We start from the raw sequence: 13,528 nt of genomic DNA on the forward strand, positions 1-13,528 counted from the left end.
CTTTTTCAAACAAAGAAAAGCTTAGAATTGCTTAGCGAAATGAAGCGATGCCCAAGAAATCCTTCATGGGGCAAATCAATATATAACTTTTTCAACAGCCTGAAGGGGCCTTAAGGCCCCTATCTACATCCTCTTCCACCTTACACCCTGTGGTGTGTCCTCTAATATTATTCCCATTGCCTTAAGATCATCCCTTATTTTATCTGCAAGGGCAAAATTTTTCTCCTTTCTTGCTTTTTGTCTCTCTTCGATAAGCCTTTCTATTTCTTCATCTAAAGATTCTTTTGTATTTTTTTGAAGTATTGCAAGAGGAGAACCAAGTTCTCTTATTAAATCCAGTGCCTTCTTTGCAATCTCTTTAGAACTTTCAAGATTAATATTACTATTTATATCTCTTACCATATCAAATATAACAGAAATCGCATCGGCAGTATTAAAATCATCATCCATAACATCAATAAATCTATTTCTATATTCATCAAGTTTTAAGCTAAATGTCTTTTCTTCTTCCTTCATTGCATCATACTTTGAAACTTCAATAACATGTTCAAGATTTGATATCGAGTTATAAATCCTTTCAAGACCAGCCTTTGCCTGTTCTAATAAATCGAGGCTGAAGTTTATTGGATTTCTGTAGTGCCCAGATAGCATAAACATTCTAATTACTTCTGCATCATATTTTTCAAGTATTTCTCTTGCAGTGAAGAAATTGTTTAGTGATTTTGACATCTTTTGATTATTTACATTTAAATACGCAGCGTGCATCCAATATCTTGCAAATGGTTTTCCATTTCTTGCTTCACTCTGGGCTATCTCATTTTCGTGGTGAGGGAATACTAAATCTGCTCCACCACCGTGAATATCTATTGTTTCACCAAGAAGTGAGCAGGCCATTGTTGAACACTCTATATGCCAACCTGGTCTTCCTTCTCCCCAAGGACTTTGCCAAGCTGGTTCTCCCTCCTTCTTTGCCTTCCAAAGTGCAAAGTCCATAGGATTTCTCTTCCTTTCATCTACTTCTATTCTTGCACCAGCCTCTAAATCCTCTATGCTTTGATGACTAAGCTTCCCATATTCTTTAAATTTAGTTGTATCAAAATAAACATCCCCATCAACAGCATAGGCAAATCCCTTATCCTCTAAGTCCTTTACAAACTTTATAATCTCATTTATATATTCTGTGGCTCTTGGATTTACAGTTGCTCTTTTTAAATTTAATGCATCTGCATCCTTGTAATATTCGCCAATATATTTTTCTGCCACATCCTTTACAGTAACACCCTCTTCATTAGCCCTTTTAATCATCTTATCATCGATATCTGTGAAGTTTTGAATGAATTTTACTTGATAACCTCTGTACTCAAGGTATCTTCTAATTGTGTCAAATACAATGAAGGTTCTTGCATTACCTATGTGGAAGAAATTGTAGACAGTAGGTCCGCATACATACATTTTAACAACGTTAGGTTCTACAGTTACAAAATCCTCCTTCTGTCTTGTCATAGTATTAAAAACCTTAATTCCCATAATATCACCTCTTTTATATAAATTTACCCCTCCATCTCCTTAGAGACGAAGGGGCACTCCGTGGTTCCACTCTAATTAGGCAAAAGCCTCACTCAAAATTATAACGGAATTACCGTTCCTACCTACTAACATTTCGGTAGAAAAGCTCAAGGACGCACTAAAGGAGTGTCCATATAGCTGCTCACAGCCTAAGACAGCTACTCTCTGGAATGGATTACTTCCTTATTCTTCCCTTCATTGCCTTTTATTTTATTATAGCAAATTTTGTTTTACATATTCAATTCTTTTAATCAACATATCTCTACCTAATATTTCAAGAACATTTACAAGTTCAGGACCGTGCACTTGTCCTGTTACAGCAACTCTTATAGGCATAAATAACGCCTTTCCCTTTGCACCTGTTCTCTTTTTGATTTCATTCATTATATCCTTTGCATTTTCTTTAGTAACAACTTCTGTTTCTAATAATATATTCTTAAATTCATCAAGTAGTGCAGAAACATGTTCTTGCTTTAATACTTCTTTTGCTTCTTCATTTTCTAATTTAACTTCTTCACCAAAGAATATACCTACGTGATTTACTATTTCTGAAACATTAGATAATCCGCCTCTTACTGTATCTACTATCTTTGATATCCATTCTCTATTTGTATTTGCAAATTCCTCTGTAATAAATTCTCCCTTAACAAGATGAGGAATTGCTAAATCAACTATTCTATCAAGTTCTGCATTTCTTATATAAATACCATTTATATGGTTTAATTTGTCAATATCAAAAACTGCTGGATTTTTACTTACTCTGTTTATATCAAACATTCTTTCAAGTTCTTCCATAGAGAATATTTCTTCTTCTCCCTCAGGTGACCAACCAAGTAATGCAAGGAAATTTATTATAGCCTCTGGAAGATATCCAGCATCTCTATATTGTTCTACCCAAGTTGAACCGTGACGTTTGCTCATTTTTGTTCTGTCTTTTCCAAGTATTAAGGAAACGTGTGCAAACTTTGGTATATCAAATCCCAATGCCTTATATATAAGAATTTGTCTTGGCGTATTTGAAAGGTGTTCTTCTCCACGAATTACTGTTGTTATTTCCATTAAATAATCATCTATTGTAACAGCAAAGTTGTAAACAGGTATGCCGTCTGATTTTACAATGATAAAATCACCAATATCGTTTGAATTAAACTCTACTCTCCCTCTAACTAGGTCATCTACTACTATAAGTTCATCTTCTGGTACTCTAAATCTTACAACAGGTTTTCTACCTTCCTTCTCCAGTCTTTCTCTGTCCTCTTTTGTTAAATGTCTGCACTTACCTGAATATCTTGGCATTTCTCCTCTTTGTAGAGCTTCTTCTCTTTCTCTTTCAAGCTCTTCTTCTGAACAGTAGCATAGATATGCCTTCCCTTCATCTAAAAGTCTTTGAACATAAGGATTGTATATATGTACCCTTTCTGTTGATCTATATGGTCCGTGTTCTCCTCCAACCTCTATTCCTTCATCCCAATGAATTCCAAGCCATTTTAATCCTTCAATGATTACCTTTTCTGATTCCTCAGTAGAACGATTTAAATCTGTATCTTCAATTCTAAGCAAAAACTTTCCTCCAGTTTTCTTAGCATAAAGATAGTTAAATAGTGCTGTTCTTGCACCACCTATATGCAAATGCCCTGTTGGACTTGGGGCAAATCTAACTCTTTCCATAGTACACCTCCGTAAAAATTATATACTAATACAATTTTATATATTTATTCATTTTTTTTCAACACATATATCAAAAAAGCTACAGCAATAGCTGTAGCTCAGATTGTTGACAAACCTGTTCGTTAGCTAAAGTATGAAAAAAGCCCCATGAATGGATTTCAATGGGCTCTTTCGTGAGCTTTAGCAATTATTGCTTTTCGACTTTGAAAAAGTCCGTAATTCGGCACAGGACGTGCCGAGCCGAGTGGCCATCAGGACGATGGCATCGCGAGGGTAGGACTTTTTCAAACAAAGAAAGGCTTAGAATTGCTTAGCGAAATGAATCGATGCCCAAGAAATCCTTCATGGGGCTAATCAATATATAACTTTTTCAACAGCCTGAGCTACAGCAATAGCTGTAGCTCTTTTATGCATTCTTCTTTTGAATTATATTCGCAAGCATCATTGGATCAATATTTCCACCAGTTAAAACACAAACAACATTCTTCCCTGGCATATTAACCTTACCGTTTATAACAGCAGCTGCTGTTGTAGCACCAGCCCCTTCAACTACAAACTTTGATTTTGAAAGAAGTCTATAAATTGCATCCTCAATTTCATCCTCTGATACAGTAACTACATCATCAACATATTTTTTAATTATATCAAAAGTTAAATCCCCTGGAGTCTTAACTGATATACCATCTGCAAGTGATTTTACACCTGGCAATGTTACAATTTTCCCTGCATCAAGCGACGCTCTTGTTGATGCTATAACTTCAGCCTGAACTCCTATCACCTTTATACTTGGCTTTATTTCCTTCATTGCAATTGCTATACCTGATATAATACCTCCTCCACCTATTGGAACAACAATAGCATCCACATCACTAAACTCATTTAATATCTCAAGACCTATAGTTCCCTGTCCTGCAATTACATAAGGATCATTGAATGGGTGAACAAATGTAGCACCTGTCTCCCTTTGAATTTCAACTGCCTTTTGATAACAATCATCATATACAAGTCCATATTGAACTACTGTAGCACCATATGATTTAGTCGACTCCACTTTAGTCTTTGGAGCAGTCTCTGGCATACATATAGTTGCATTTATACCAAAAACCTTTGCAGCATATGCAACACCCTGTGCATGATTTCCTGCTGATGATGCAATAACTCCCTTTTTTCTTTCTTCTTCTGTTAGGCTTGCTATTTTGTTATAGGCACCTCTTAATTTAAACGCATTTGTCTTTTGTCTATTCTCCGCCTTTAGAAAAACATTCATTCCAGTTAATTGAGTTAAGCTATAGGACTTAGCAAGTTCTGTCTTTCTTACTACACCATCTAATCTTTTTTGAGCCTCTTTAATCATTTCAAAAGTAACTTGCATATTTTTCCCTCATTCCTATAAAAATTTTAAATTATCTTAATTTTAATATACAATACTCGACAAAAAAATTCAATTAAGATTATACGCTTATTTGTGCATTTTAGCTCATATTCATTAATTTTCGTCTATTATTAGTAATTATACTATTTTTATTAACATTTTCATTGTATATATCATCAATACTCTTAATAACTAATATTTTACAATGCATTAAAAAAATATTTTTCATTATGTCCGCATTACACAAACATAATATTACTGTAAGTTAACACATAAACCAAAATCACATTTGAAACGGATATAAAACATCTTAAGTATATTTTCTGCATATTTTATAGTATAAAATAAATTTTAGGAGGTTTTCCCCTTGGAAACAAAATATAAGGAACGTTCTCTTGTAGGTCCAATTTTCAAGATGAACTCCCTTGAAAAAACTCTTATTAACCTTTCATACCACTTAAAGGGAATTAAAGTATCAAAAGAATCTATGCCTATATATCGTGAAATCTACAATGATTATTTAACTTCTCTTTCTTATTTTTCTCAAAGTCTTGGATTTATAAAATGCCTATACCTTTGCAACTCTAATCCCTCTATGAAGAGTTATCTACTTAACAACCTTTTCACCCAAGCCTATAGGAAACTTAATAACATAGATTCAAAACTTAAACTTGTTGAAGTTGATGATATCTATTTAGAGAGCAAAAAAATACTTGAGGACAAAATTTCATACATTACCTCAAGTATGAAGGATTTATTGGATGATTTAATTCATTATTGATAAAATTATTAAGTGCCAAGAACAAGCAAAACTTCTTGGCACTAATCTTTTATACAAAACATTAATTGCTTAAATCAAAAGTAAATATAATAATTGAAATATAGAAATAGCAAGTGGTATTATTACGATTGCCATTAGCCACTTCTTTTTAGCTATCGCCCGATAAATGAGTATAATAATACCAATAACCAAAGTTGCCATTATAGCAAAAATAGTCATAAACTTACCTTCTTTGCATCATACTTTAAAACCATTAAATCAAGTTCTAAATACTACTTCTTCTCTACTAAACATATACCTTGCAAATAGAATAGCAGCTATTATATAAACTATTGCCCACACAAATGTTATGACTATGTGCATAGGATTATAAACTCCAATAATAAATTCCTTTATAATAAGCGAAATATTTGCAAGAGGAATATTGAACATCATTGTAGATGCACTCTTTACATCCATCATATAGGTTCCATAGGCAACAATCATACCAATTATTGTAACAGGCGATAAATAGGTTTGAGCTTCTTTAAAGGACCTTGCATATATACTAACAGCAAGTTCAACTGCTGCAAAAATCATATTAAGTATTATAGCTGTAACTCCGATTAAAACAAGAGAGCCTATTGAAATTTTTAATCCAACATCACCCATAAAATCCATAGAATATTTAAAGGCTATATAGAGTCCCGTTAAAGATGATGTTGTTCCTATTATACCCATAACAGTTATAGCAAAAAGCTTTCCAAACAATAGCTGCATTCTGCTTGCCTGTGTTGTAAGAAGTGGTTCGAGAGTTCCTCTCTCCTTTTCTCCTGCACCTAAATCAACTGCAGCAGCCATAGGTCCTGTAATTGCATATATAATCAAGTAAAGTGGCAGAAGCATTGTTAACATAAGAGCTCCTCCACCTGCCTTTTCTCTATTTACAGGCTCATTTTTAACATCAACAGGACTTAATATAGATACATCTATTCCCCTCTTTTCAAGTCTTCCTTTCACAACCTCATCCTTATATGTATTAATAACATCCTTAACAACATCTAATGCTGTTTGAGAATTTGTACTCTCTGAATCATATATAATTTTTATATCCGACATTTTTTCCTGTGATAGTTTTTCATCAAAATCTTCCTCAACCACAACAGCCAAATATATAGTTCCCTTTTTTACTTCCTCTTGATAGTCCTTAGTTTCAACTATCTTTATATTAGGTACACTACTTAAGAAATTTTTAAAGGAAGACTCCTCTCCAATATAGGCTATCTTTACTTCCTTTGCTACCTTTTCAGTTGTACTTTTAACCCCTTTACCTATTAGGCCAAATAGTAACGGAAAAAGCACCAAAGGTAAAAGAACTGACATTATAACTGTTTTTCTATCCCTAAATAAATCCTTTAATTCCTTCTTAAAAACAATTCCCCACAAACTATTCATCTTTATCCCCCACCAATCTTAAAAATACTTTTTCTAAATCTTCTCCATTATATTCTCTTCTTAAATCTTCGATTTTTCCGTCATACACAATTCTTCCCTTATGTATAATTACCACTCTATCACACAGCCTTTCAACTTCCCTCATACTGTGACTTGAAAATATAATAGCTCTTCCTTTTTTCTTACAATCTAATATAAAATCCTGAACTATTGCACTTGATGATACATCAAGTCCTATTGTAGGCTCATCAAAGAGCATAACATCGGGATTATGAACAATTGACCTTGCTATTGCAACCTTCTGTTTCATACCCCTTGAAAATTTACCAACACGTCTATCTATATATTCCTTCATATCAAGCATCTCTGCTAAAAACTCAATATTTTTGTTTGCTTCTTCACTTGAAAGACCACTTAAATCCGCAAAATACTTTATATTTTCTCTTGCTGTCAGCCTATCGTATAATCCTACTTCTCCACCAAACAATATTCCTATCTTCTTTCTAACCTTATCGGGTTCATTTACCAAATCTAATCCACAAATCTTTGCTGTGCCTGACGTTGGTTTTAACATCGTAGATATCATTCTTAAAGTTGTTGTTTTTCCAGCTCCATTTTCTCCTAAAAGTCCAACAATCTCACCCTTATCAACTTTAAAACTAACATTATCAACTGCTGTTACTTCTTTAAACTTTTTTGTTAACCCAATTACCTCTATCATTCTATTCCCCCCTTATTAAAGTACAAACAGCGTGGGCTGCAATTCCCAAGCCCTCACCTGTAAAACCAAGTCCCTCCTCTGTTGTAGCCTTAACATTGACATCATAAATACTTACTTTGCAAACCTCTGCTATATTTTTTCGCATTCCTTCAATATAGGGTGCCATCTTTGGTCTTTGGGCTATGATTGTAGCATCAATGTTGTTTACTCTATATCCCTTCTCCTCAATTATCTTAATCACATATTCAAACAACTTTAAACTATCTGCACCCTTAAACCTTTCATCTGTATCTGGAAAATGCTTGCCTATATCCCCTAATGCAGCAGCACCTAAGATTGCATCCATTATAGCGTGTAAAAGAACGTCTGCATCAGAATGTCCTAAAAGTCCCTTTTCGTAAGGTATTTTTACTCCTCCTATTATAAGTTCTCTACCTTCTACAAGCCTATGTACATCATAACCGTGTCCTATTCTCATACTACACCTCCTATTTATACAAATTTTACCACACAGCTAAATGAAATCCAAGCAGTATTTATATCCTTTAACAACCTTTTAACATATAATAAATATACACTAATAAACTTTAATTGATAAGCTCATTTAATACAAAAACCCACAATGGAATATAAAATACCTTCTACAATCCATTGTGGGCATTTTGCATAGAAACTTTACAAATAAAACCCTAATTTAAAATTACACATAGAATAGCAGCTTTTCATAGCTTGGGAATGGCCATTTATTTTCATCAATTAGTGTCTCTAATTTATCTCCATAGACTCTTACATTCTTCATCTTTTCTGCCACTCTATCTCTAAATATACAAGCCTTCTCAAATATATCCCCATTAAAGCTATGTGCTTCTTCAAGTACAGCTTCAAGCTCTAAGGTTTCCTTCTTTAATAGATTTAAATTGAGCTGTAATTCTTTTAATAACTCAGCTTGAGTTGTTAAATCTAAATCAGGCATAGCCATCTTAACTACATTAATGGAATTTGCAATATTTGTAACTTCACCTAAAACTACAGGGATAATTTGCTTTTTAACCATATCTATCATTGTTCGTGCTTCTATATTAATATGCTTTATATATTCCTCAAGCTTTATTTCATATCTTGCTCTTAGCTCAACTTCTGTAAATACTCCGTGCTTTGTAAAAAGATTTATTGATTTTTCTGAAATCCAAGCTGTAATTGCATCCACAGTATTCTTAATATTTTTAAGTCCTCTTCTTTCAGCCTCTATTATCCAATCCTCCGAATATCCATCACCATTAAATATTATCCTCTTATGATTCTTTACTATCTCTTTAACTATTGCATTAACCTCTGAATCAAAATCCTTTGCCCCTTCAAGTCTATCTGCAATTTCACTTAAAACTTCTGCAACTGCTGTATTTAAAACAACATTTGGGTTTGCGATAGAAGCTGATGATGGAACCATTCTAAATTCAAACTTATTTCCTGTAAATGCAAAAGGTGATGTTCTATTTCTATCTGTTGCATCCTTTGGTAGTGGTGGTAGTGTATTAACCCCTATTCTTAAATATTCTCTTTCCTTCTTTTCATTTCCATTTCCATTTTCAATATTCTCTAATATTCCTGTTAATTGGTCTCCTAAAAACATTGAAATGATTGCAGGTGGAGCTTCATTTGCACCAAGTCTATGATCATTTCCTGTATTTGCAGCAGATGCCCTTAAAAGCTCAGCATACTCATCAACAGCCTTTATAACTGCACTTAAAAATATCAAAAATTGTGCATTTTCGTGTGGAGTTTTTCCTGGTTCAAAAAGATTCTGGCCTTCATTTGTAGAAAGCGACCAGTTGTTATGCTTTCCAGAACCATTTACTCCTGCAAAGGGTTTTTCGTGTAAAAGACAGGCTAAGTTATGTCTATTTGCAACCCTTTTTAAAGTATCCATTATAACTTGGTTGTGGTCTGTTGCAATATTTACATTTTCAAAAATAGGTGCAATTTCGTGCTGTGCTGGTGCTACTTCATTATGCTTTGTTTTTACCGGTATACCCATCTTCCAAAGTTCATAGTCTAAATCCTTCATAAAGTTTGCAACTCTATCCTTTAAGCTTCCAAAATAATGGTCTTCAAGTTCTTGTCCCTTTGGAGGCTTTGCCCCAAATAGCGTTCTTCCTGTAAAAACTAAATCCTTTCTTTTTAGATAAAGGTCCTTATCTATTAAAAAGTATTCCTGTTCTGCTCCAACTGTTGCAAATACTCTCTTTGCTGTTGTATTTCCAAATAATCTTAATATTCTTAATGCCTGTTTTGAAACTGCCTCCATTGAACGTAGAAGTGGTGTCTTTTTGTCTAACGCCTCTCCTGTATAGGCACAAAATGCAGTAGGAATACAAAGAGTTAATCCGCCCTCGTCCTCCTTCAAAAATGCATAGGATGTAGCATCCCAAACAGTATAACCTCTTGCCTCAAAGGTTGCTCTAATTCCACCCGATGGGAAGGATGAGGCATCTGGCTCTCCCTTTATTAAGGATTTACCTGAAAACTCAGTTATTGCTCTTCCTTCACTTATAGTATTTAAAAAGGATTCGTGCTTTTCTGCTGTAATTCCTGTCATAGGTTGAAACCAGTGGGTATAATGTGTTGCTCCCTTTTCTATTGCCCAATCCTTCATAGCGTTGGCAACAACATCTGCAACTGATGGGTCAAGAGGAACACCTTCATCCATTGTCCTTCTTAATGCTTTGTAAACATTTTTAGGTAATCTCTCCCTCATCACTTCATCATTGAATACATTTTCACCAAAAACTTGCTTCAAATCAGTTTTTCCATTTGCCATATAAAACCCCTCCTAATCTTCAAAAAAAGATACGGCGCCCCTTAAATACACTTTTGTGTATATAAGGAAACGCCGTTGTTTCCGATAATCTATTTACTTCACATAGTATATTATATTAAAGTCATACAAAAATTGCAACTTCTTTTTTGAAAAATTTCATTTTTTTAATATTAGCTCTGCTAAATATATATCTTCCTTAGTTGTTATTTTTATATTATCATAGGAACCTTCCACAACAGCTACCTTTTTTCCTAACTGTTCTACCAAGCTTGTATCATCAGTTGCAAAGATCCCCTTTTCCTTAGCATACTCGTGGGCCCTTAAAATCAATTGGTATTGAAAGGTCTGTGGAGTTTGAATGAAATATATACTATTTCTATCTAAAGTCTGTTGAAAAAAATCACCCTCTACAAGTTTTACTGTATCCTTTGCCTTAACAGCAAGAGCAGAGGCTCCATATTTTTTTGCCATATTTATTGTTTCTAATATATGTTCCTTTTTTACAAAGGGCCTTGCACCATCGTGTATGACCACTATGTCGCTTCTTTTACATTCAACTAAACCATTATATACAGAATGCTGTCTTTCTTCTCCTCCACATACTATTGCTTCAATCTTTTTATATCCATATCTTTCAACAATATTTTCTTTAAAATATTCTATTTCATCCTTTGAAACTACCACAACTATATTGTCTATAAATTCAGCCTCTTCAAATACGTCTATTGTTCTTGATATTACCTCTTTGCCATCTATTAAGAGATACTGCTTGTTATATCCTAATCCCATCCTCTTGCCTTTTCCTGCCGCAACAATAAGTGCTGTAACCATAATTCCTCCTATACTGCTTTATCCTGTGCATTTTTAAGTTTCGCAAATATCATTCTTCCTGCTGCTGTTTGAAGAACACTTGTTACAACAACATCAACTATTTCTCCAACATACTTTTTTCCACCTTCTACAACAATCATTGTTCCATCATCAAGATATGCAACACCCTGTCCAGACTCTTTTCCATCCTTTATGATATGGATATTCATCTCTTCCCCAGGTATAACAACCGGCTTTACTGCATTAGCAAGCTCGTTTATATTTAACACTGGTACACCCTGAAACTCTGCAACTTTATTTAGATTAAAATCATTTGTTATAACCTTACCACCTAAACTTTCTGCAAGTTTTAAAAGTTTACTATCAACCTCCGCTACATTTGGGAAATCCTTATCACATATTTCTACATTTACAGGAAGTTCCTTTTGAATTTCATTTAATATATCAAGTCCTCTTCTACCTCTTGCCCTTTTCAAATTGTCGGATGAATCAGCGATATGCCTTAACTCTTCAAGAACAAACTGAGGAATGACTATAGTACCTTCAATAAACCCAGTCTTTAGAATATCTAATATTCTTCCATCAATAATTACACTGGTATCAAGTATTTTAGGCTGACTTGGTCTTATATCTATCTTCTGTTTTTTATCCTTAGTAAATTTTTTCATAAATGTAAATACATTTGAAAGTTCATCTTTTTTCTTAATTGCTACATTTACACCTAATGTACCAAAAACAATGTTAACTATTAAAGATATTACACTCCCTATTGCTGATAAAACAGAGTTAGTCTGTAAAAAGCTTGCAACTGAACCAATAAGCAGGTTTGCTATTAAAAGTCCTATAATAAGTCCAACTACTCCAATTATTATTTCATTAGTTGGAACCTTCTGTAACCCCGCTTCTAATAGTTCAACCAATTTCCACACCATAGAAATAATAAAGGGTGATATTATATAAAATATTAGTCCTATGAATAAAATGCCAAAAATATAAATTATGATTCCTGTAAGTGATGTTGGATTGATATTAAATAAATGCTTGATATAATCGATTTTAACAACAATATCCGTCAATACATACCCTAATATTAGCCCTGATATAGTTAAAAGCCATCTGAATATCTTATTTAGCATTTATACACCTCCTATTACATATATTTTCCATATTTTAATATCTACTATACAACAATTATAAAAAAAAAGCAATGAATGTAAAAGATAATATTATTATATTTTTATTAATTTTAAGACAATAAGTTATTAATTATTTTTTGCTTCCCTTCGTCAATTGATACATTTAGCACAATAGAAATTTCACTGGATAAAAATAAAATAAAATTCTCTAATACCTTCTCTTCACTTTTAGATAACTGTTTTTTTTGTGATAAAAAATTGATATCTCTTATAATGTCTGCCATCTCATAAGGGTCGCCTTTAGATAGTATTGATTCATATAGTTTTAATCTATCTATCCATTTTGGAGGAAGACTCTTAGGAGATCCACTCCTTTTGTTAAATATTGTTTCGAGCTCTTCTTTTTCTATAACTCTTCTTATCTTTTTATAACTATTATCATCTACAGGTAACATAATCTCTATACCTTCTATTACGAATTTTATCATATAATATCTTTTTATCTCTTTTAATATCTCCCTTTCTTCTATATTAACTATAGTTCCTGCCCCAAATTTAGGATGATATATTTTATCACCTATATTAAACATAGCAACCCCTCTTTTATTTAAAATAAACCTCTTAATTCATTATATTAATATCTTTTTTAATATGTTAAATATTGTATACATTAAAGCATTACATTTGACACATTAAAGTAAGAATATTTATAATATTATTAAAGCAAAGTTTACCCCAACATATTGTAAGCTTTGTACCTCCTGTTTAATTATTAAGAAAAGGGGTGTAAGCATATGAAGGACATAATAATCGATGACTTTCAAAATGCCGTATCTGAATCATTAATAAGGCACAAAAGTATTTTAGACATAATGACCAAACTTAATGAATCACAATCTCGTATTAACAGAGCTATTGCAAAGTCTGCAACAAATTGTGGTTGTATTAAGATAGACGCAGAAAAACAAAAGCTGCCTGACGACTGCTCTTTAGAGGAAGCTTCAAAACTTCTATCATATCAGATTAAGGGGAAACTTTGCGATAACTGCCGCGAAGTTCTTGAGGATGAAATTGGAACAGAACTATATTATCTTGCTGCACTCTGTGATGCATTAAACATCAACTTATTTGATGTATTACTAAAGGAATATAAAAACATAACCACCCTCGGAAAATTTTCAATGCTATAAAAAATAGGGCT

At 33.1% G+C, this 13,528-nt stretch carries 12 protein-coding genes and 1 other annotated feature; of the genes, 2 read left to right on the forward strand and 10 right to left on the reverse strand.

Annotation, left to right across the window (positions count from 1 at the left end; translation table 11 throughout):
- Positions 1-123: 123 nt before the first annotated feature.
- The 3 genes from cysS to ilvA form a co-directional block, all read right to left on the reverse strand.
- Positions 124-1,521: a cysteine--tRNA ligase gene (gene cysS / locus A3M9_RS0108370; protein WP_027308829.1), complete on the reverse strand. Its 1,398-nt coding sequence runs from the start codon at positions 1,519-1,521 to the stop codon at positions 124-126.
- Between the two features lie 44 nt (positions 1,522-1,565).
- Positions 1,566-1,774: a binding site (T-box leader), on the reverse strand.
- 5 nt (positions 1,775-1,779) lie between these two features.
- A complete protein-coding gene (gltX, locus tag A3M9_RS0108375) occupies positions 1,780-3,234 on the reverse strand; it encodes a glutamate--tRNA ligase (RefSeq protein WP_027308830.1) in 1,455 nt (484 codons plus the stop codon).
- A gap of 406 nt (positions 3,235-3,640) precedes the next feature.
- Positions 3,641-4,606 (reverse strand): threonine ammonia-lyase, encoded by a 966-nt coding sequence (gene ilvA / locus A3M9_RS13525; RefSeq protein ID WP_035166206.1) that lies wholly within the window; start codon positions 4,604-4,606, stop codon positions 3,641-3,643.
- A gap of 367 nt (positions 4,607-4,973) precedes the next feature.
- Here ilvA and A3M9_RS0108385 point away from each other — a divergent pair, with 367 nt between their 5' ends.
- Positions 4,974-5,387 carry a hypothetical protein gene (locus tag A3M9_RS0108385; protein ID WP_027308831.1) on the forward strand — a complete coding sequence of 138 codons (414 nt, stop codon included), beginning with the start codon at positions 4,974-4,976 and terminating at the stop codon, positions 5,385-5,387.
- Positions 5,388-5,645: 258 nt separating this feature from the next.
- Here A3M9_RS0108385 and A3M9_RS0108395 read toward each other — a convergent pair whose 3' ends face one another.
- The 7 genes from A3M9_RS0108395 to A3M9_RS0108425 form a co-directional block, all read right to left on the reverse strand.
- Positions 5,646-6,821 (reverse strand): ABC transporter permease, encoded by a 1,176-nt coding sequence (locus tag A3M9_RS0108395; protein ID WP_027308832.1) that lies wholly within the window; start codon positions 6,819-6,821, stop codon positions 5,646-5,648.
- The gene (locus tag A3M9_RS0108400) at positions 6,814-7,542 is read right to left on the reverse strand and encodes an ATP-binding cassette domain-containing protein (protein ID WP_027308833.1); all 729 of its coding nucleotides are present in this window, start codon (positions 7,540-7,542) and stop codon (positions 6,814-6,816) included. Before A3M9_RS0108400 ends, A3M9_RS0108395 begins: the two co-directional genes overlap by 8 nt.
- 1 nt (position 7,543) lies before the next feature.
- Positions 7,544-8,020 (reverse strand): 2-C-methyl-D-erythritol 2,4-cyclodiphosphate synthase, encoded by a 477-nt coding sequence (gene ispF, locus A3M9_RS0108405; protein ID WP_027308834.1) that lies wholly within the window; start codon positions 8,018-8,020, stop codon positions 7,544-7,546.
- 222 nt (positions 8,021-8,242) lie between these two features.
- Positions 8,243-10,360, reverse strand: coding sequence for a glutamine synthetase III (locus A3M9_RS0108410; RefSeq protein WP_027308835.1), 2,118 nt, complete (start codon positions 10,358-10,360; stop codon positions 8,243-8,245).
- A 156-nt stretch (positions 10,361-10,516) separates the two neighbouring features.
- Positions 10,517-11,191 carry a 2-C-methyl-D-erythritol 4-phosphate cytidylyltransferase gene (gene ispD / locus A3M9_RS0108415; RefSeq protein ID WP_035166208.1) on the reverse strand — a complete coding sequence of 225 codons (675 nt, stop codon included), beginning with the start codon at positions 11,189-11,191 and terminating at the stop codon, positions 10,517-10,519.
- Positions 11,192-11,199: 8 nt separating this feature from the next.
- Positions 11,200-12,327 carry a PIN/TRAM domain-containing protein gene (locus A3M9_RS0108420; protein WP_027308837.1) on the reverse strand — a complete coding sequence of 376 codons (1,128 nt, stop codon included), beginning with the start codon at positions 12,325-12,327 and terminating at the stop codon, positions 11,200-11,202.
- A gap of 110 nt (positions 12,328-12,437) precedes the next feature.
- A complete protein-coding gene (locus A3M9_RS0108425; RefSeq protein ID WP_027308838.1) occupies positions 12,438-12,917 on the reverse strand; it encodes a CarD family transcriptional regulator in 480 nt (159 codons plus the stop codon).
- A gap of 204 nt (positions 12,918-13,121) precedes the next feature.
- Here A3M9_RS0108425 and A3M9_RS0108430 point away from each other — a divergent pair, with 204 nt between their 5' ends.
- A complete protein-coding gene (locus A3M9_RS0108430) occupies positions 13,122-13,517 on the forward strand; it encodes a hypothetical protein (protein WP_027308839.1) in 396 nt (131 codons plus the stop codon).
- The last annotated feature ends 11 nt before the right edge of the window (positions 13,518-13,528 follow it).

Source organism: Caloramator sp. ALD01 (assembly GCF_000472625.1).
GTDB lineage: Bacteria > Bacillota > Clostridia > Clostridiales > Caloramatoraceae > Thermobrachium > Thermobrachium proteoclasticum.